The 17,721-nt window shown below is 65.9% G+C and carries 21 protein-coding genes and 2 tRNA genes; 8 read left to right on the top strand and 15 right to left on the bottom strand.

Annotated features, from left to right (window positions below):
• Positions 1-51: 51 nt before the first annotated feature.
• Positions 52-294: a hypothetical protein gene (locus GVV86_RS04930; RefSeq protein WP_159801752.1), complete on the bottom strand. Its 243-nt coding sequence runs from the start codon at positions 292-294 to the stop codon at positions 52-54.
• Between the two features lie 182 nt (positions 295-476).
• Here GVV86_RS04930 and GVV86_RS04925 point away from each other — a divergent pair, with 182 nt between their 5' ends.
• On the top strand, positions 477-1,019 hold the full coding sequence (locus GVV86_RS04925) for a DUF4352 domain-containing protein (protein WP_159801750.1): 543 nt from the start codon (positions 477-479) through the stop codon (positions 1,017-1,019).
• A gap of 37 nt (positions 1,020-1,056) precedes the next feature.
• On the opposite strand, the gene GVV86_RS04920 is transcribed toward GVV86_RS04925, so the two are convergent.
• Entirely contained in the window at positions 1,057-1,953 is an 897-nt protein-coding gene (locus GVV86_RS04920) for a sucrase ferredoxin (RefSeq protein ID WP_343206284.1), read from the bottom strand.
• Positions 1,954-1,960: 7 nt separating this feature from the next.
• Positions 1,961-3,160 (bottom strand): cupin domain-containing protein, encoded by a 1,200-nt coding sequence (locus GVV86_RS04915; RefSeq protein WP_159802188.1) that lies wholly within the window; start codon positions 3,158-3,160, stop codon positions 1,961-1,963.
• On the opposite strand from GVV86_RS04915, the gene GVV86_RS04910 reads away from it, so the two are divergent.
• The gene (locus GVV86_RS04910; RefSeq protein WP_159801748.1) at positions 3,100-3,462 is read left to right on the top strand and encodes a hypothetical protein; all 363 of its coding nucleotides are present in this window, start codon (positions 3,100-3,102) and stop codon (positions 3,460-3,462) included. The two genes, GVV86_RS04915 and GVV86_RS04910, sit on opposite strands and share 61 nt — an antisense overlap.
• A 183-nt stretch (positions 3,463-3,645) precedes the next feature.
• A complete protein-coding gene (locus GVV86_RS04905; protein ID WP_159801746.1) occupies positions 3,646-4,422 on the top strand; it encodes a type 1 glutamine amidotransferase domain-containing protein in 777 nt (258 codons plus the stop codon).
• Positions 4,423-4,509: 87 nt separating this feature from the next.
• On the opposite strand, the gene GVV86_RS18845 is transcribed toward GVV86_RS04905, so the two are convergent.
• From GVV86_RS18845 to GVV86_RS04885, 5 genes are all read right to left on the bottom strand, one after another.
• Complete coding sequence (locus GVV86_RS18845; RefSeq protein ID WP_281406915.1) at positions 4,510-4,638, bottom strand: hypothetical protein; 129 nt, start codon at positions 4,636-4,638, stop codon at positions 4,510-4,512.
• A 179-nt stretch (positions 4,639-4,817) separates the two neighbouring features.
• The gene (locus GVV86_RS04900; RefSeq protein ID WP_159801744.1) at positions 4,818-4,979 is read right to left on the bottom strand and encodes a hypothetical protein; all 162 of its coding nucleotides are present in this window, start codon (positions 4,977-4,979) and stop codon (positions 4,818-4,820) included.
• A gap of 1,073 nt (positions 4,980-6,052) precedes the next feature.
• Positions 6,053-6,268, bottom strand: coding sequence for a hypothetical protein (locus tag GVV86_RS04895; RefSeq protein WP_159801742.1), 216 nt, complete (start codon positions 6,266-6,268; stop codon positions 6,053-6,055).
• A 45-nt stretch (positions 6,269-6,313) separates the two neighbouring features.
• Positions 6,314-6,673: a hypothetical protein gene (locus tag GVV86_RS04890; RefSeq protein WP_159801740.1), complete on the bottom strand. Its 360-nt coding sequence runs from the start codon at positions 6,671-6,673 to the stop codon at positions 6,314-6,316.
• Between the two features lie 624 nt (positions 6,674-7,297).
• The gene (locus GVV86_RS04885; RefSeq protein WP_159801738.1) at positions 7,298-7,621 is read right to left on the bottom strand and encodes a hypothetical protein; all 324 of its coding nucleotides are present in this window, start codon (positions 7,619-7,621) and stop codon (positions 7,298-7,300) included.
• Positions 7,622-7,752: 131 nt separating this feature from the next.
• On the opposite strand from GVV86_RS04885, the gene GVV86_RS04880 reads away from it, so the two are divergent.
• Complete coding sequence (locus GVV86_RS04880; RefSeq protein WP_159801736.1) at positions 7,753-8,367, top strand: hypothetical protein; 615 nt, start codon at positions 7,753-7,755, stop codon at positions 8,365-8,367.
• A 178-nt stretch (positions 8,368-8,545) separates the two neighbouring features.
• On the opposite strand, the gene GVV86_RS04875 is transcribed toward GVV86_RS04880, so the two are convergent.
• The 3 genes from GVV86_RS04875 to GVV86_RS04865 form a co-directional block, all read right to left on the bottom strand.
• Positions 8,546-8,635 (bottom strand) — tRNA-Ser (locus GVV86_RS04875).
• A 73-nt stretch (positions 8,636-8,708) separates the two neighbouring features.
• On the bottom strand, positions 8,709-9,194 hold the full coding sequence (locus GVV86_RS04870; protein WP_159801734.1) for a pyridoxamine 5'-phosphate oxidase family protein: 486 nt from the start codon (positions 9,192-9,194) through the stop codon (positions 8,709-8,711).
• Positions 9,195-9,268: 74 nt separating this feature from the next.
• Positions 9,269-9,781, bottom strand: a complete 513-nt coding sequence (locus GVV86_RS04865; protein WP_201291363.1) for a nucleoside deaminase — start codon at positions 9,779-9,781, stop codon at positions 9,269-9,271.
• Positions 9,782-9,804: 23 nt separating this feature from the next.
• On the opposite strand from GVV86_RS04865, the gene upp reads away from it, so the two are divergent.
• From upp to GVV86_RS04850, 3 genes are all read left to right on the top strand, one after another.
• Positions 9,805-10,440: a uracil phosphoribosyltransferase gene (upp, locus tag GVV86_RS04860; RefSeq protein WP_159617130.1), complete on the top strand. Its 636-nt coding sequence runs from the start codon at positions 9,805-9,807 to the stop codon at positions 10,438-10,440.
• 318 nt (positions 10,441-10,758) lie between these two features.
• Positions 10,759-11,580, top strand: coding sequence for a winged helix-turn-helix domain-containing protein (locus GVV86_RS04855; RefSeq protein WP_159617128.1), 822 nt, complete (start codon positions 10,759-10,761; stop codon positions 11,578-11,580).
• A 57-nt stretch (positions 11,581-11,637) separates the two neighbouring features.
• Complete coding sequence (locus GVV86_RS04850) at positions 11,638-12,177, top strand: SixA phosphatase family protein (RefSeq protein ID WP_159801732.1); 540 nt, start codon at positions 11,638-11,640, stop codon at positions 12,175-12,177.
• 3 nt (positions 12,178-12,180) lie between these two features.
• Here the strand turns inward: GVV86_RS04850 and GVV86_RS04845 are convergent, their stop codons facing one another.
• Both GVV86_RS04845 and GVV86_RS04840 read right to left on the bottom strand, forming a co-directional pair.
• A complete protein-coding gene (locus GVV86_RS04845; RefSeq protein WP_159801730.1) occupies positions 12,181-13,599 on the bottom strand; it encodes a dihydrolipoyl dehydrogenase family protein in 1,419 nt (472 codons plus the stop codon).
• A 150-nt stretch (positions 13,600-13,749) separates the two neighbouring features.
• Positions 13,750-13,822, bottom strand: a tRNA-Arg gene (locus tag GVV86_RS04840).
• Between the two features lie 292 nt (positions 13,823-14,114).
• Between GVV86_RS04840 and GVV86_RS04835 the strand changes: the two genes are divergently transcribed.
• Positions 14,115-16,001: a phosphoenolpyruvate carboxykinase (GTP) gene (locus tag GVV86_RS04835; RefSeq protein ID WP_159801728.1), complete on the top strand. Its 1,887-nt coding sequence runs from the start codon at positions 14,115-14,117 to the stop codon at positions 15,999-16,001.
• 79 nt (positions 16,002-16,080) lie between these two features.
• Here the strand turns inward: GVV86_RS04835 and GVV86_RS04830 are convergent, their stop codons facing one another.
• Together GVV86_RS04830 and GVV86_RS04825 are read right to left on the bottom strand one after the other, a co-directional pair.
• Positions 16,081-16,461: a thioredoxin family protein gene (locus tag GVV86_RS04830; protein WP_159617120.1), complete on the bottom strand. Its 381-nt coding sequence runs from the start codon at positions 16,459-16,461 to the stop codon at positions 16,081-16,083.
• A gap of 215 nt (positions 16,462-16,676) precedes the next feature.
• Positions 16,677-17,690 carry a pirin family protein gene (locus GVV86_RS04825; protein ID WP_159801726.1) on the bottom strand — a complete coding sequence of 338 codons (1,014 nt, stop codon included), beginning with the start codon at positions 17,688-17,690 and terminating at the stop codon, positions 16,677-16,679.
• Between the last annotated feature and the right edge of the window lie 31 nt (positions 17,691-17,721).

The following is a 17,721-nucleotide window of genomic DNA, read 5'->3' as shown; positions in this document are numbered from 1 at the left end:
TGCTGCCGGAAGCTGGCCCCCCCCCGAACTGCCCGCCACCGGAACCGAGGCTCAGCTGTTGACGTCGTCGCCGCGCCGGTCCAGAGACGTGACGTAATCCTGGAAGTGCCCGGGCAGCCGGAGCTGTCCGGAGTCCCGGGATACGCTGGTCCACCAGTCTGCTGTGCCGACGTGCGTGAGCTCTTCCAGGGTGTCGGCGGTCAGCGGTGCATTTGGATCGGCTTTGAGGAGGTCCTGGGTGCGCGGGGAAAGCTTCGCCCACACCTCAGCGTCATTGGCGCGGTCATCTCTCATGGCGGAAGCCTACGCCCCGTGGTTACGGCTGCTGCAGTACGGTGGTTCCCTTGACAGGCGAGTCAGGGGCTCTCGGTTCCACCTTTGTGGGCCGGGAAATGTAGGTGAAACCGGAGGATCCGGAAATTAGGATGTAGGTACGCTGCCAGGGTTCCCGTCAGCGGCTCCATCTTGGAGGAATCATGAAGAACTCATTCGCCCTTACCGCTGCTCTATTGCTCGGAATCGGTCTGTCGGCATGCAACGGTGCGGACCCCACAGAATCACCCGGGGGCGTGCCTTCCGCGACCCAGGACGCCATCGGGGAGATGCCCGCCAATCAGAGTGCGGCGTTCGGCGACACCGTGACTTTCGAAGGGGGCGTGGAGGTGACCGTCGAATCCCGAGGCTTCCAGTCCGCTTCCGGCAGTGCCCCCGGCGCGGTAGAAGGCCGCTATGCGGTCTTCGAGATCACGGTGGTCAACAACGGAGAGGCAGAAGTGGACGGCGGCCTGATGAACCTGCCCACCGTTCGCGCCGGCGACTCCGGAACAGCGGTTCAGCCCGTGGTTGATTCAGACACGGGCATCGGCGGGGAACTGTTTTCGACGATCCCGCCCGGCGAAACGCAAACGGCGCAGTTTGCCTACGGCATCGCCGCTGATGATGCGGACCTGATCCAGCTGGAGATTACGGATCCAACCGCGGCCGGCGAGGACGCTCTCTACCAGGGTGCGGTCGAGTAGGAGCCTGAAGCTTCCGGCCGGTGGACGCACCGACGCTTCACTCTGCAGTGATCGAAACCGTTTCGTACACGATGACCGAGCCGGGCGCCGGTGCGCGGCAGGTCAGCCGTTCCGGCGGGGCGCGGTAGGTCCGCAGTTCGACGTCGATCTGTGCCGGATGGGGCGGGGGAGCGGTGAGGCGGATCCGCCAGCGGTCACCGTGGCGGGTGGTCCCGACGACCGTATAGTCGAGCCTTCCCGCCGGACCGAAGCGTTCGAGCGCGGCAGCGACCGCGGCCTGCTGGGGCTGGAGGAGATCGGTGTAGCCGCGCAGGTACTCTGCCTGGATGGAGTCGGCGAGGTGCCCTTCGACCGTGGCTACCGACGACTCGGCATCGAGGCCGCCGTAGTACACGCCGTCGGGGGCGATGACGACATTGGCCGCGAACCGGTCGCCGCCGACGTGCGAACATTCCCACACCAGCTCGGGCCAGCGCTCCTCCAGGGCACGTCCCACGGGGCGTCCGCGAACCGCGCAGCAGGTGTCGTGCAGACCGTGGGCGCAGACGAGGAGGACCGGCGGGTGGCCGAGTTCGCCCGGTCTGCTGAGGGCAGCGGCAATGTCCGCCAGGTCTTCTTCCTGCGTCCACGACCCCCAAAGCTGCCGATGGGCACCGGAACCGTCATAGCGCAGGACGGCCCATCGCTGAGGCCCTTCGCGCCGACGGCGGCCGTGCCGCCGCACCAGCAGAACCCGCGCCCTCGCGGCCTGCGCGGCGGCGATCACGAGGGCTTTCGCGTCCGGCTCAAGGGTGAGGCCGTCGAAGCCGTTGAACGGCCACCTGCCGCGGTACTCGATGAGCACCCAGACGACGTCGTTCGGCGCCGTGCCCGCCATCGGGTCGTCCCGCACCCGGGCACTGGTGGCGCAGAAAAAGCGTTCGGGAGCGGTCACCGCGACGTCATTGTTCCGCGGGGACGAGGACCCCGGCGCGCAGCAGCCTCTCGACGAGTCCGCTGCCGAGATCGTGCACGGTGTGAGTCCCGCCGTCGAGCAGGCGCTCCACGGATGGCAGATCGGCCTCGGGGAAATCGAGCCACCCCACCCGGGTGCTCAGGCGTGATCCCTCGAGCCGTGCGTCAAGCGCGCTGCGAAGCCGCACTGTGGACTCGGGCCCGAGGCCCTCGACGGCGGCGAGCTGGGCCAGCGGTCCCAGCGGGGCCGGGCGTCCCTGTCCCCGCCGGGTGCGGTGGAACAGGGGAGCGGAATCGGCCTCGGCGACGGCGGCGGCCAGGCGTTTCCGGACGACGTCGACCTCCCCGGCCGGTCCGTCGACGCCCAGGGGAAGCGTCCGGCGCATCTCGGGATCGTCGCGGAGCAGCGCAAGCGCGGCCTGGGCGAGCTGTTCGGCCAGCGCGTAGCGGGTCCAGCTGTGGATGCCGAGCGTGAGGTGGATGGAAACCTCGCCCTGCGCCTGGGCGGCATGCAGCCAGCCGCGCGGCAGGTAGAGGACGTCGCCGGGCTCGAGCACGGTGTCGATGTAAGCCTCGCCTTTTGCGGCGTCGGCGACGGCGGCGCGGCGGTCGGTCCACACCTGATCACGTAGCGGGTCGGGAAGGACCGGTTCGTGGATGATCCAGCGCTTGGTGCCCTCGATCTGCAGGACGAAGACGTCGTGGACGTCGTAGTGGTCGTCGAACCCGCGGTTCTGCGGCGGGGTGATGTAGGCGTTGGCCTGCACCGGATGTCCGAGTTCGGTGCTCAGCCGGGCGTTGAACTCCGCGATGGGTTCCCAGGTGCGGTGCAGTGCTTGCAGGACCAGGGTGGCGCCGTCGGCAAACTTCCGCCACAGCGCGGTGTCGTCGAGTTGGTCAGAGATAGTGGCGCCGACGCCGGCCGGTGCTGTGAATGATGAGTCGGGAAAGGTCGTGCCCTCCTTAGCGACGCGGAGGAAGGGCGTGCGCAGGCCACGGCGGGAGATCAGTTCGTCGACGGCGTCGGCGGAGAACAGGTCCGAGAAGTCGCCGGCGCCGCGCGTGAGCAACGCTGTTTGCCCCCAGAACTCGCGGGCGAACTTCTCGCGGTCGATGTCGATCAGGCGTGACTCCAGAACCCCAGCGCCAGAACGCGTGGGGTCGTCAGGAGGAGTACTCAAGCTCAGATGCCCGCACCCGCGTCGGCGCCGCCGTCTGCACCTCCATCGGCCCCACCGTCGGCACCGCCGGCTGCACCTCCATCGGCCCCGCCATCGGCTCCGCCGTCAGCGCCGCCGTCTGCACCCCCGTCCGCGCCACCGTCGGCCCCGCCATCAGCACCGCCGTCTGCGCCTCCATCGGCACCGCCGTCTGCACCGCCGTCGGCTCCCCCGCCGTCCTGAATACTTGGGACACCGGTCGTGTCACCGCCCGCCGCGAGTTCCTGCTCGCTGGGATCCTGCTGTGGTTCAGTCATATTTCCTCCTGAGAGTCGAATACTCCTCGTACCTGATCACCCCGCTGGGCGGTGCATGACGCTGAGATCACCCTATCGGCACAGATCAGCCGAGGGAACAGCCCGCGAAGTCTTACTCCTCAGGAGTGAAAGTGTGAGAGGGAGAGCCCGGAGAGGGCGGGGCGTAGGGTGGAGGTCGGACGAAAGGAGCACTTCATGAAGAAAATCCTCATGGTACTGACCAGCGTTTCCGAGATCGGCGACACCGGGGAGAAGACCGGCTACAACGTGGCCGAAGCTGCACACCCCTGGAAGGTCTTCAAGGATTCCGGGCATTTCGTCGACTTTGCCTCAATCAAGGGCGGCCAGCCTCCGCGCGACGAGGTGGATAAGGATGATCCCATCCAGGTTGCCTTCACGGAGGACGAGACCACGCGTGCCGGGCTCTACAACACCGCCCGCGTCGATGTCGTCAATGCCGACCAGTACGACGGCGTCTACCTCGTTGGAGGTCACGGCACCATGTGGGACTTCCCGGACAGCGAAGGCCTGCAGAACCTGGTGGCGAGCGTCTACAACGCCGGCGGCGTGGTGGGAGCCGTCTGCCACGGACCGGCCGGTCTGGTGAACGTGGAACTGGACAACGGGTTCCGCCTCGTCGAGGGGCGGAGGGTCGCGGCCTTCACAAACGAGGAGGAGGTCGCCGCGGGCAAGGACAAGGTGATCCCGTTCTTCTTGGCCGACCGGCTTGAGGAGCAGGGTGCTACCCATGTCTCCGCCGATGTCTTCGAGGAGAAGGTCGTGGTGGACGAGCGCCTGGTGACCGGGCAGAACCCCGCCTCAGCCGCCGGCGTGGCCAAGGAGATGGAAAAGCTCCTAGCGGAGGTCATCCACCAGGAAAAGGCTGAGGAGCAGCACGAGGCGGCGGCTCTGCGTGCCGAAAAGGACGCGGAGAAAGAAGCCAAGAAGGCTGACGCAGCAGCGGAGCATTAGGCCTACAGCGCACCAACGCGTGCAGAGCACGGAAACCGGCGGCCGCCCTAAGAACGGGGCGGCCGCCGGTCGCTTGTCCAGTGCAGGTCAGCGCTTGCCGCCCTGCGCCTTCGACGAGAGGAACTTCTCCGTGACAACGCCGCTCACGGTGCCCGCGGCGTCGACCGCACGCACATAGGCCGTCACGGCCTGGTCTCCGATGGTGATGGGCCTCATAGGCGGCGAACGAGCCGTTGTTCCGGTTTAAGGAGTCCTCGATCCGGGCCATGCCCGTGTTGTCCTCCGCCGCAACGCTCACCGTGCGGGTTGTTGCGTCGAGGGAGGCCTTGACGGTAGGCGCAGTAGCGTCGGCGGCGAGCGCCTCGCGTACCCGGTCCGAGTGGAGACCGAACGAGTCAGCGATCCGCGGCACCCAGCAGTCGTCGTTGTGCGAAAGCCGCGGCCCCCATGGGCCAGGTCATAACCGGAATCAGCTCCGGTATCAGTATCCCGATAACTGCCAAGGCGAGGATCATGCCGAGCAGGGCGTAGATCAGGGTAGCTGTCCGGTTTGCCACAGGTCCTCCTCAATCGCTCCTTTCTGCGGCCTTTCGATGGCTGCTGGTGACTCCTATGTTGAAGGAGTCTCACCACGTACCCGCCAGCGAGCCCGACCCCTAACGCCACAATTGGAACCATGAGAGTGCCGGGGCCGCTAGCGGCAAGAAACAGGAATGCCATCCAGGCGGCTGCGGCTCCTGACCAGGAGAGTTTCCTAGCTAGTTGATGTTCACCGGGCCTCCGAATATCAGTAAGGTAGGCGATTCCGAATCCGATGAGGAGTGAAATCGTTACTAGCATCTGCGCACCTCCTCTCTAGTGGTGGTTGTTTCGCGACGGACGGTGTAGGAGGTGCAGCACCAGCAGTCCGGCGATAACCACCGCCAGCAAGGACCAGGCGCTAACCGGTATCAAATCGGCCACCCAGCCCCCGTAGCTATCAGCGCGAGGATCAACGCGAGCTGTGTGCAGAACAATGCAATCTTCCGGTTCGCCACTGCAACTCCTCGGTTTTTCGGCTTTCCTGGTTGGCCGCGGGCTGGACGGCTCATCCCGGTTCCTTGTTTCGGACTGTTCGACGTGCGTGCACCGCTGCAGCGACGAGGCCGAGCGAGATGATCATCAGAGGTGTTCCCCGCGCATACTCACCGGTAAGCAGGGTGACGGATGAGGAGAGCAGCATGACGGCAGATACCCATGGCCCGATCCGGGCGGCAAAGCGCTCGGTCGGCGTGACGGGACGTGCTGTGCATCGGCCAGACAGGGTAGCGCCATTTCTTCGGGCAGGGCGGGGCAGTCTCGTGCTCAGGTAGAGAGCAAGGACATACTGGGCTGCCGCCCCAACCAACAGGACTCCCACGGTCGATCGTGATCCGCCCTCCGCCCAGAGGATCAGGCCGATTGTCAGCCACACGAACCAGCCAAAGCGCAGCCCGCCGCGGGCAGACCGGATCCAGTACTCCCGCCCTCTCGCTGGCTCCTGCCCTTCATCAGTCACGCGACTCACCCCGCGAACTCTCCGGCTTGCAACGCGGAACCGTCCCACCCCGCGTTACGTCGAGGTTCACTGCGACCAGTGTCGTGGAGATCGTCATCGAGCCATCAGTTCCCGAACAGTGAGGGCAACCCCGACGGTGACGCAGAGGATTCCGAAAGTCAGGGTTGTTTGGGCGATGAGTTTCTTTACTGCTGACTCGTGTCTCTTTACGACCGAGTAGTCCTTGAAGTTGGCCCACATGAACTTTTCGTAGTGCCGGCGCCAGATAATCAACGCCGCCCCGAAAACTGTGATCAGGATTCCTTCCATAGCCGCCTCCACTCGCCCGACTGATTCTTACTGACTGCGCTCCCATCAATCCGTCTCGGGCTCTGGATTGGCGACATCCGAGTCAAACCACAGACAACACAGAGAAAAAGTGACGAGTGCTAAAACGGATCCCATCCATTCGACAGAGAACCCAGTGATCAGAAGCAAGACAAGGGCCAGGACAGGCAGTCCCCAGATGGCAATCCTTTTCCACTTCTTTTCGGATCGTGTGAAGATCAGCGATTGCCTGAAAGCGATCAAGTATGCGAAGAGGAAGCACATCACGAGCATGCCTAGGGACCCATAGCGGGGTCGCGCTTCACGGCCCTGCGCTCCTTCGATGAGATCCGGCAGGACGAGCATGGCGAGGGCAGCCAGCGACATCAAAGCGATAACCAGTGCCACTCGACGCCGGTATGCCATCACAGGACTTCCTCAGCCCGAATCAGACCTGAATCTCCGCCCCGCGCATCCAGCAGGCTCATACCATCGTCCAAGCGAAAAGCGACCCCATGGCCGCAGCCATAAGTCCGAGCACGAGGAAATACTGCCCACGGGACAGGAGAGCGCTCGTGCGTGTCCCCCGTCGCAGCCACCAGCAGGCCATCGTCACCGAACATATCGTCAATCCGTAGCCGCACCACAGGAAGAATTCCTCCAATTGCCCTCCTTTGTCGTGTGCGGTTCGGATTACGGTACGTCTTGGCGGACGACTGCGCACCGCGATTCCCGAGATCTTGGCAAAACGGGTAATTCCTACGAATTCAGAGTATTGGAGCCACGTCGTTCACCCCGCCGCGCCCTTGAGGAATTCGAGCAGGTAAATCATTGCAGCCGCACACATAGTCCTGGCCGCCGTGCGTGTTATCGACGGGCCGTTCTTCTGGATCAAGTGCTCCTTAAAGCTGGGGATCAAGCCCCCATGGCCCAGGAATCGAAACGCCTCCTGAAAACCGGCCGACTTGCCCTGAACTCCGCGGACAGAAGGGACCCCCAGCCACCCACGGCTGGGGTCCCGGCGGAACACTGTTAGACGGCCTTCACTCCGGAGGGGCGCAGGCTGAGACGCTTGGCGCTGCCAGAAGCGGTTTCCAGCGCCTCATCGATGTGAACCGAGAAGAGCTTGAGCTTGGTGTCTATCGACGAGGCGTCCTCGCCCGAATACAAACCCTCCGCGTCCGTGTTCTCAACCGCGGTGTAGACGTCATCAAGCGTGCCGTCGAAAGGCAGATGCCTCCCATCCATGGCCTGGACGATTACCTGGGCAGACCCTCCTTCACCCTCCACGGAGATCCGGGCGATGTCGGTGGTGACGTCGCTCAGGGCGGCGATGAAGTAGTCGTAATCACGCATGGGCCCACCTCACGTTGGTCGGGAGTGAAGTAATCGCTCAGAAAGCAGCCCGAGTTCATTATGCGCTACGCCTTGGGGGGCCAGCCCGTGCCAGACTAGGCGCCAGCAACGGCACTGAACCAGGGGGATATGTGGCGGGCACAGACAAGAGCGAGGAACCACCCAGCCGGTGGGTGACGGCTGAGCGGTGGGCGGCCGGCACCCAAGACCACGGCATGGGCGAGGAAATCCGGATCTACTACACCCGGTATTTCCCCGCCGGTGCCCTGCTTCTCCTCATTGTGGGGACCGTAGGTTCCTACCTGCTGTGGGGCAGGCAGATCTCCTGGTTCGAGCAGCTTGAGTTCGGCGTGTTACTGATGGCCACCGGCTCCATGATTGGCGGTCTTGTCTACAACGCCAAGCGGCTCAAGCTCCGGGTTGATTTGGGCAGGGCAGATGTCGCGATCGCGCTCAACAAGACCGATCAGGCTTCCGTGCGGCGGCAGATCGCTGGCAAAGAGCCCCCGGACCAGGAACACCTGACCGTGGTGCGGGCCGCCGCCGTGCAGATGCGCAAGCGGACAGGGACCTTCCTGCTGATCATGCCGTCCTACCTGTTCCTCGTCGGATCGCAGAACCTATGGTGGATGGTTGCCGGCGTAGCCATCATCATGCTGACGGGCATGTTCCTCATCGTGCGTGACTTCCGCCGGCAGGGCCGCTTCCTCCAGCAGACCGAGAGCCTCACGGAACAAAACCCCTGATCTGCCCCGCCGTGATCGGCTGAGGTACAGGTGAGTGCCACCGCCATCGAGACCATCAGCGCACTACAGCGCGTGGGGTGGGACCTCGAACCGGCCATGATTCTTCGAAATCTGCACCAAAATGCACCACGAAGGTCCCGAGAATGCAGAAAACCCCCGGGTTACCGGGGGTTTTCGCTGGCGGTGACGGTGGGATTTGAACCCACGTTGGCTTTTACACCAAACAACATTTCGAGTGTTGCACCTTCGGCCGCTCGGACACGTCACCAACGCCGCTACTTTACCGGGTTGAGGGGCCCGAACCCAAAACCCGGCGCCGCGCAGGCCGAACGACGCGGCCGTCAGAGGTCGATGACCTCGTTCTTCCCCACGTCCGGCTTGCTTCCGGTAACAAGCCCCTTCACCATCTTGACCGCCGAAACGACCCGCGGGGCGTCCATCGACCAGTACTCGGCGGTGTCGGCGTCGACCTTGATCAGGGCGACGGCGGGATCGTCCCTGCCGTTCTCGAACCACGCCGACACCGAAGGCCCCCACAGCTCGTCGATCTTCGCCTGGTCGCGGGTCAGGGAGGCGGTGCCGGCGATCGAGAGGTAGCCCTTCCCCGTGCTGATCGAGACGTTCACCTGCGGATTGGCCCGAATCTCGTCGGCCTTCGGCGAGGGGTCCTCCGTGAAGAACCACAAGTCGCCGTCGAAGTCCTTGCCGTGCACCGCCAGCGGGCGGCTGACCAGCTGCCCCTGCGCGTTGGTCGTGGTGAGGATGGCGATGTCGGCCTTATCCAGGATCTTCCGCAGTTCCTGGATGCCTTCCTGCTGGGTATCCATTGGTGCTCCTTCGCTTCTCGGCTGCGCTGAACCTTCTGCGCTGAAACTACTGTGCTGAACTTCCAGCCTAGGCATCAGCGCGCGTCGGCGGCACCCGGGCGGTGAGCGGCAAAAAAGTCCTTGAGCAATGCGGCGCATTCGGCTTCGCGCACGCCCGGGAAGACCTCGGTCCAGTGGTTCAGCCGCCGCTCGCGCAGCACGTCGAACACCGATCCGGAGGCCCCGGCCTTGGGATCCCAGGCGCCGAAGACGACGCGAGGGATCCGGGCGAGCACCGAGGCCCCCGCACACATGGCGCACGGCTCCAGGGTCACCACCAGCGTGCAGCCCTCGAGCCGCCAGCTTCCCAGCACCCCGGCGGCCTGCCGGATCGCCTGAACCTCCGCGTGGGCGGTCGGGTCGCCCAGTTCCTCGCGCTGGTTCCACCCAATGCCGACCACGGTGCCGTCCGGGTCGACGACGACGGCGCCGATCGGCACGTCGGCGCTGCCGGCGTCGGCGGCCAGGCCCGTCCGCCCGGCCGCGGCCAGGGCGAGGCCCATCCACCGCTCGTGCTCGGAGGCGGCACCTGCCGAAGGGAGGGTCATGCTCCCAATGGTACTTTTGACCTATGCGCGTACTGGTAGTCGACCATCCCCTTGTGGCCCACAAACTGACCGTTCTCCGCGATAAGAACACGTCGTCGCCGGTGTTCCGGCTGCTGACCGAGGAACTCGTCACCCTCCTCGCCTATGAGGCCACCCGGGAGGTGCGGGTCGAACCCGTGCGGGTCGAGACCCCGGTCGAGACCGCGGTCGGCATTGGGCTGGTCAAGCCGACCCCGCTGGTGGTCCCCATCCTCCGCGCCGGGCTCGGCATGCTCGAAGGCATGACCCGGCTCGTGCCCACGGCGGAGGTCGGCTTCCTGGGCATGGCCCGCAATGAGGAGACCCTCGAGGCGATCACCTACGCCGAGCGGCTGCCCGATGACCTCACCGGACGGCAGGTCTTCGTGCTCGATCCGATGCTGGCCACCGGCGGCACGCTGCGCGAGGCGATCAAGTTCCTGTTCAAGCGCGGAGCCGCCGACGTCACGTGCATCTGCCTGCTCGCCGCCCCCGAAGGCCTCGCGGCTCTGAAGGAGGAACTCGAGGACAAAAATGTCACGATTGTACTTGCCTCGATAGACGAGAAACTCAACGACAAGTCCTATATCGTCCCGGGTCTGGGCGACGCCGGCGACCGCCTGTACGGCGTCGTCGGCTGACTTTAGGTCGCGTTGACCCGCCTAAATCCGCGCCATTCCGCGGAATTAGGGCCTTTGTTACTTGCGCGTAACACAATGTGACGTGCAATAATCTCTCCTGTGAACACCAACTCAACAGCATCTGCAGCCGCAGTTGCCGCTGCGGATACCGCGTCCGTTGCGGGATCGCGCTGTTGTCGAATGCACGCGTAACAGATCTACCCCAACCTGTTTCTGCATCACCGGTCCACGGCGGGCACCACCCCAGCTTCGTCCGGGCCAGGCTTCCCCCCAAGCATTCGCGCCGTTACGACGGCGACCCACTTTGAGGTTGTTTTCATGTCAGTAACTTCGGGCTACGTCCACATCTCCCTCCGCACCCAGCAGAACCGCGGCGCATCCAGGCCGCAATACGGCACGGGCTACCCGTACGGCCCCGGCGCATCTACCGCCCCGCCGTCGTACCGGCCGCTCCAGGCCGTCGGCTCCGAGGCGCATCCGATGACTGCGCCCACCCCCGTGGTCACGCCCAACGGCGTTCCCGGGCCGCAGGCCGTCACCGGGGACACCAGTGCCCGGGGATTCGTCCTGTACGTCGCGCTCGACGAGGAGACGGCCGCCGCCAACGGCACCACCCTCTCCCGGCTCGCCCAGGATGTGCGGTCCTACGTCCGGTCGCTGGTACCCACTGCTGAAAGCCATGCAGCCGTGGCGCTCGCGCCGGCCGACGCGCCGGGTTCGGACATCGACGTCGTCCGTGCGGCCCTCGGTGACCCAACCGTCCGCCGTCCCCGCCCCGACCACCACGGCGTGCATCCCCACGCCTCCGCGCCCCGGCCCACCGGGGTGCTGATCGACCTCTCGCGCCGCGAGGTACACCTCGACGGGCAGGCCCTGAACCTCACCTTCAAGGAATTCGAGCTCCTCAACTACCTCGTGGAGAACGGTGCCCGCACCGTGTGCCGCGAGGAACTGCTGAGCGGGCTGTGGCGCAACGCCGACGAGGTGCCCAACGAGCGCACGATCGACGTCCACATCCGCCGGCTGCGCTCAAAGCTCGGACGCCTAGCGAACACCGTCCGCACCGTACGCGGCCAGGGGTACCGGTTCTACGACCACCCCGAGGTCATCGTCTGGGCAGCACCCGAATACTCCATCTAGGCGGACCGGAAGCCCGCACCCGGCCTCCCGGTCCGGGAGGCCGATAGAATTCGGCATATGGCATCCCATCACCTGAAACGGCTCATGCTGCTGCGCCACGCGAAGGCGGAGTGGGGGGCCGGAGTGGCCGACCACGAGCGTTCGCTCAGCACGCGCGGGCACCTCGATGCGCCGCTGGCCGGGCGCTGGATGGTGGAGAACGACGCCGTCCCCGACCTGATCCTGTGCTCCACGGCCCTGCGGGCCCGGCAGACGTGCACCTGGGTCAGCAAGGAGCTGGGAGACAAGGGGCCGACCCCCAAGCTCGAGGAGGGGCTTTACGCGGCACGGGCGGTTGAGATCCTCGCGCTGATCAACGCGGTGCCTTCAACGGTGACGAGCCTGCTCGTGGTGGCCCACATGCCCGGCGTGCAGGATCTGGCGATGCGCCTAGCCTCGGTGGATTCCAATGAGGACGCCGTGATGGAGATGGCCACGCACTACCCCACAGCGGGCCTGACAGTTCTCGAGCATGACCGCGACTGGGCCGAACTCGACGGGCGGGACGCCGCCGTGACGGACTTTGTGGTGCGGCGGGCGCACTCCGCCAGCTGGTAGGTCCTACAGGCCGTACTTCTCAAGCAGCCGCAGCCACACCTCACTGACCGTGGGGTACGGCGGCACGGCATGCCACAGCCGGTCCAGGGGGACCTCCCCGACGACGGCGATGGTCGCCGAGTGCAGCAGTTCGGCCACATCGGGCCCGGTGAAGGCGACGCCGACGATCACCTTGCGGTCCTCATCGACGACCATCGTTGCCCAGCCGGTGTACTTGTCGGAGTGGATCGAGGTTCCGGCGACATTGATGGGCAGCGAGGTCTCGGACACCCGGAGGCCGTCGGCCTGCGCAGCCTCGGCCGTCCGCCCGACCATGGCGATCTCCGGATCGGTGAACACCACCTGGGGGACGGCGTACTTGTTGGCCGTTGAGGTGTACTTGCTCCACTCCTCGGCCGTATCGCCCAGCGTGCCCGCGGCCCGAGCCACGATCGCGTCGGCGGTGACCCGGGCCTCGTATTTGCCCTGGTGGGTGAGCAGTACCTGTCCGGCGGCGTCCCCTACCGCATAGAGCCAGGTGGGCCCGTCCACGGCCCGCCCGGTGGGGTCGAAGGTCAGTGTCTTCGGATCCAGCCCGAGTTCCTCGAGGCCAAGGCCCCTCGTATTGGCGGTCCTGCCGGTGGAGACGAGCAGCTTGTCCCCGGTCGCGTGCCGGTTGCCGGCAAGGGTCAGGACGAACCGGCCGTCGTCGTCGAGCCGCACGGACTCCGTAGCGGTGTCGGTCAGAATCTCCACGTTGTCCCGCCGCAGGCCCTTCTCGACGAGTTTGACCCCCTCCGGCGGGTAGTTGCTGAGGAGCTTGTGCCGGGCCACCACGGTAACCCGGGAGCCGAGCCGGGCGTACGCCTGCGCGAGTTCCACCCCGGAGACGCCGCCGCCGAGGACCACGAGGCGTTCAGGCACCTCCTTGGCCGAGGTGGCTTCCCGGGTTCCCCAGTAGTCGAGGCCGGCGAGGCCTTCCACGGGCGGAACGTTCGGCGTCGAGCCGGTCGCGAAGACCACGGCGTGGCGGGCGGTGACAGTGGTGGTCTCGCCGTCCATTTGCACCTCAACCGTGCGCTCGCCCGAGACGCGGGCCGAGCCGCGCAGCAGCGTGATGCCGGCGCCGTTCACCCAGTCCACCTGGGAGGTGTCGTCCCAGTTGTTGGTCATGCGGGTCCGCCGCTCGAGGACCTGCTGTGCGTCGAGCTTCCCCGTGACGGCCTCCTTGGCCCCTGAGACCTCGCGGGCGCGGTTGAGGACGGTCCCGGAGCGCAGCAGGGCCTTGGAGGGCATGCATGCCCAGTAGGAACACTCCCCGCCTACAAGCTCGGATTCGATGAGCACCGAGCTCAGTCCGGCGGCCACCACCCTTCCGGCGACGTTCTCGCCCGAGGATCCGGCCCCAATAACGATGACATCGGTTTCCTGTGCTTCGCTCATGTGCAGAGCTTTGCACCTGCTTGTGGGCAAGGCAATGGCGAGGCCTGCAGCGGGGGATAAATTACGGTCGGGGAGTGCGTGCCGCCGGAGGGCACGGAAAAGCCCCGGCCGATGACCGGGGCTTTTTACGTCTTGCGCTTGGTTCTCCAGTGCGCGCGAAGGGATTCGAACCCCCAACCTTCTGATCCGTAGTCAGATGCTCTATCCGTTGAGCTACGCACGCATCCGGCGGGCAGTTCAGCGGTGACGCTGCTTGTCCTGCCGGGTGGCTGTTTGGCCGTAGACAACTTTACAGGCAAATCGCGGTACCGCCTAATTGCGCCGGAGGCATCGTTTTAGCTAGACCGGTCTATGTGACCTTAATCACATAACCTCGGTGGGAACTTTTGGTGATCCGCGCCATTTCAGGGTTTTTCGTCGCCGGGTCTCGGGGCGGCGACGAAAAAAGGCCCCGGACGGCCCGTTGGGCGCCTTTAGCATCGAAGCACATCTCGCACCCAACGGAGGGAAGACTAATGGGCAATCCCGTGCGCCAGCAGGATCAGGGTCACCAGGGAGGTGCCGGCTCGGACCGGCACGCCGCTTCGGCCACGGACGGCGCCGCCGCGCCGACCACCCACGCCCGCCTGCTCGCCTGGGTCGCCGAAACCGCCGAGCTCACCCAGCCCGACCGCGTGTACTGGGTGGATGGATCCGAGGCCGAGAACACCCGCCTCACTGACGAGCTCGTTGAAGCCGGGACACTGGTCCGGCTCAATCCCGACACCTTCCCCAACTCCTTTGCCGCGTTCTCCGATCCGAAGGACGTGGCCCGGGTCGAGGAGCAGACCTTCATCTGCTCCAAGGACGAGCGTGAGGCCGGCTTCACCAATAACTGGATGGACCCGGCGGAAATGAAGGGCAAGCTGCGCACCCTCTTCAACGGTTCGATGCGCGGCCGGACGATGTATGTGATCCCGTTCGTGATGGGCCACCTTGACGCCGAGGATCCCAAGTTCGGGGTGGAGATCACCGACAGCGCCTACGTGGTGGCCTCGATGCGCATCATGGCCCGGATCGGCACGGACGTGCTGAACCGCATGACCGAGCTCGACGCAGACTTTGTCCCCGCGCTTCACTCCCTGGGCGCGCCGCTGGCCGAGGGTGAAACGGATGTCCCCTGGCCCTGCAACGACAACAAGTGGATTGTCCACTTCCCGGAGGAGCGTTCGATCTGGTCCTTCGGCTCCGGCTACGGCGGCAACGCCCTGCTGGGCAAGAAGTGCTACTCCCTCCGGATCGCCTCGGTCATGGCCCGGGACGAGGGATGGCTGGCCGAGCACATGCTGATCCTCAAGCTCACCTCTCCGCAGAACAAGAGCTACTACCTGTCGGCAGCCTTCCCCTCGGCGTGCGGAAAGACGAACCTCGCACTCCTCGACCCCACCATCGAGGGCTGGAAGGTCGAAACCCTCGGCGACGACATCACCTGGATGCGCTTCGGCAAGGAGGGCGAACTGCGGGCGGTCAACCCCGAGGCCGGCCTGTTCGGCGTCGCGCCGGGCACCGGCTGGGGAACCAACCCGAACGCAATGCGCGCCATCGCCAAGGGCAACTCGATCTTCACCAATGTCGCCCTCACCGACGACGGCGGCGTTTGGTGGGAGGGTATGACCGACGAGACCCCGGCGCACCTCACTGACTGGCGGGGCAACGACTGGACACCCGAGTCCGGAGTGCCCGCGGCCCACCCCAACTCCCGGTTCTGCACCCCCATCGACCAGATCGACATGCTGGCCGAGGAATACTACCGGCCCGATGGCGTCGAACTTTCGGCGATCCTCTTCGGTGGCCGGCGTAAGACCACCGTGCCGTTGGTCACCCAGTCGCGCGACTGGGCAAACGGAATCTTCATGGGCTCGACGCTCTCCTCCGAGACCACGGCGGCGGCCGCCGGGGAGGTGGGCCTGGTGCGCCGTGATCCGATGGCCATGCTCCCCTTCATCGGTTACGACGCCGGAGACTACCTGAAGCACTGGATCACGCTGAGTTCGAAGGCCGACCAGGCGCGGCTGCCCAAGATCTTCCTCGTCAACTGGTTCCGGCGCACGGCCGACGGCGGATTCGCCTGGCCCGGATTCGGGGACAACTCCCGGGTGCTCAAGTGGGTCATCGAGCGCATCGAGGGAACCGCCGACGCGATCGAGACTCCGATCGGGTTTGTGCCCACCCCTGATGCCCTCGACCTGACCGGGCTGGACATGACGCCGGCGGAGGTGGAGGCTGCCGTCCACGTCGACTCCGCCGAATGGGCCGCGGAACTCAAGGGAATCGAGGAGTGGTACGACCGCTTCGGCGAATCCCTGCCCGATGAGCTGCGTGGCCAGCTGGCCGAACTCAAGGAACGCTTCCAGCTGAGCTGAGCTGAACACAGCGAAGCCCCCGTCTCCTCCTAGGAGGCGGGGGCTTCGTGTTCTAATGACCGGCGGGGATGCCCTCGGGTCAGTTGGCGTTCTGCTCGGCTGACTGCTGTTGGGCGACCTGCTCGTGGACGGCCTTCATGTCCAGGCCCTTGACGGCGTCGACCAGTTCGGAGAACTGCGAGGAGTTCAGCGCCCCGGGCTGGGAGAAGACAAGCACGTTCTCGCGGAACGCCATCAAGGTCGGGATCGAGGTGATCCCTGCGGCTGCGGCCAGGGAGCGCTCGGCCTCGGTGTCGACCTTGGCGAAGACGACGTCGTCGTGCTGCTGCGAAGCGGCGTCGTAGACGGGCGCGAACTGCCGGCAGGGCGCGCACCAGTCGGCCCAGAAATCGACGAACACGATGTCGTTGTTCTCGATGGTCTCGGGGAAGCTTGCCTCGGTGATGTCGATGGTTGCCATGGGGGTACTCCTTGGGTGGGGTGGATAGGTGCGGCTGCAGCGGTGGCGGCCCAGATGCATCTCGGGGTGCCCGCAGATTTCGGAATCCGGGCCGGTACGGGGATCCCTGCGTCCCGCCGCACACAGGAGGCAGCTGAAACTGCATCCAAGGCTATCCAGTTCTCACGATTTAAGCAAATTACAAGCATGAGACTAGGTGAGGAGTCCCGCAGGACTCAGGAGTTCCGCCGCCCGCCGTCCCTCTGCCGAGGGCGCAGGCGCGCGTTGGGAAGTGCCGGCGCTGGCAGGGGCCGCAGCCCGCTGTCCCCGGGAAGGCCGAAGCGCGGTGCGCCGTCCGGGGGCGCCGCGCCGGGCTCGATTTCGCCAGTCCACGCGGCCCGGAACTCCACGATCTCCTCGTGGGTCCGGCCGACGAAGTTCCACCACATTACAATGTCCTCGCCGAACGGTTCCCCGCCGATGAGGAGCATCCGGACCGGCCCATCTGCCGTAGCGGTAATCTCCACGGCTGCCTCCCCGGAGGCGAGGTAGGCGAGCTCGCCGGCCGCGACCGGCGTGCCGTTGACCTCTAGGCTTCCGCTGTCGAGGAGGATGCCGTGCTCGAATTTCGGGGAAACGTCGAAGGAGACCTTCCGCCCGGCCGCGAGCTGGAGCTCGGCGCCCAGCAGGGGCGAGTAGGTGGTGACCGGTGAGGTGGACCCGCCGAGGCTCCCCAGGAACACCGAGAGCGTGTAGCCGTCGCCGGAGACCGGTTCCGGGGCGTAGTGCTCGAAGCCGCGCTCGGTGTGCCGAAAGGCGTCGGGGAGGGCCAGCCACAGCTGGACGCCGTGCATCACCGGGGCCGCGGAGGTCGCCACCTCCGAGTGGGAGATCCCCGACCCGGCGGTCATGAGGTTCAGCTCGCCCGGCCGGATGAACGCGTGATTGGCGGCGCTGTCGCGGTGCTCGATCTCGCCGGCGAAGAGCCAGCTCACGGTCTGGAGCCCGGTGTGAGGGTGCGGGGGGACCGACATCCCGCCCCCTTCGCGCACCGGCTCGGGCCCGTAGTGGTCAAGGAAGCACCAGGCTCCGATCAGTGAGCGGTCCCGCTGGGGCAGCGTGCGCCGCACGCCCATGGCCCGGGGACCTCCGAGCGGGACCTCGCGCGGGAGCAGGATGTCGACGCGGCCGCGCGCGTCGTCCCCGCTGCTGCACACAACGGGCGTTGGATCGAGTTCAAGGTTGCTCATGGGTGTCTCCATCAGGGGTGCGGAGCGGCCG

It is taken from the genome of Arthrobacter zhaoguopingii, assembly GCF_009828595.1.
Taxonomy (GTDB): Bacteria; Actinomycetota; Actinomycetes; order Actinomycetales; family Micrococcaceae; genus Arthrobacter_D; species Arthrobacter_D zhaoguopingii.
The sequence above is the reverse complement of the archived record's forward strand: the minus strand, read 5'-3'. Positions and strand labels throughout refer to the sequence as shown.

Bases quoted from the DNA above. Each gene is read 5' to 3' on its own strand.
- GVV86_RS04830 (WP_159617120.1), bottom strand. From the start codon at position 16,461: ATGGCAACCATCGACATCACCGAGGCAAGCTTCCCCGAGACCATCGAG.
- GVV86_RS18845 (WP_281406915.1), bottom strand. From the start codon at position 4,638: ATGAGGCCCATCACCATCGGAGACCAGGCCGTGACGGCCTATGTGCGT.
- GVV86_RS04825 (WP_159801726.1), bottom strand. From the start codon at position 17,690: ATGAGCAACCTTGAACTCGATCCAACGCCCGTTGTGTGCAGCAGCGGG.
- GVV86_RS04925 (WP_159801750.1), top strand. From the start codon at position 477: ATGAAGAACTCATTCGCCCTTACCGCTGCTCTATTGCTCGGAATCGGT.
- GVV86_RS04865 (WP_201291363.1), bottom strand. From the start codon at position 9,781: ATGACCCTCCCTTCGGCAGGTGCCGCCTCCGAGCACGAGCGGTGGATG.
- GVV86_RS04850 (WP_159801732.1), top strand. From the start codon at position 11,638: ATGGCATCCCATCACCTGAAACGGCTCATGCTGCTGCGCCACGCGAAG.
- GVV86_RS04905 (WP_159801746.1), top strand. From the start codon at position 3,646: ATGAAGAAAATCCTCATGGTACTGACCAGCGTTTCCGAGATCGGCGAC.
- upp (WP_159617130.1), top strand. From the start codon at position 9,805: ATGCGCGTACTGGTAGTCGACCATCCCCTTGTGGCCCACAAACTGACC.
- GVV86_RS04870 (WP_159801734.1), bottom strand. From the start codon at position 9,194: ATGGATACCCAGCAGGAAGGCATCCAGGAACTGCGGAAGATCCTGGAT.
- GVV86_RS04835 (WP_159801728.1), top strand. From the start codon at position 14,115: ATGGGCAATCCCGTGCGCCAGCAGGATCAGGGTCACCAGGGAGGTGCC.
- GVV86_RS04855 (WP_159617128.1), top strand. From the start codon at position 10,759: ATGTCAGTAACTTCGGGCTACGTCCACATCTCCCTCCGCACCCAGCAG.
- GVV86_RS04895 (WP_159801742.1), bottom strand. From the start codon at position 6,268: ATGGAAGGAATCCTGATCACAGTTTTCGGGGCGGCGTTGATTATCTGG.
- GVV86_RS04885 (WP_159801738.1), bottom strand. From the start codon at position 7,621: ATGCGTGATTACGACTACTTCATCGCCGCCCTGAGCGACGTCACCACC.
- GVV86_RS04930 (WP_159801752.1), bottom strand. From the start codon at position 294: ATGAGAGATGACCGCGCCAATGACGCTGAGGTGTGGGCGAAGCTTTCC.
- GVV86_RS04845 (WP_159801730.1), bottom strand. From the start codon at position 13,599: ATGAGCGAAGCACAGGAAACCGATGTCATCGTTATTGGGGCCGGATCC.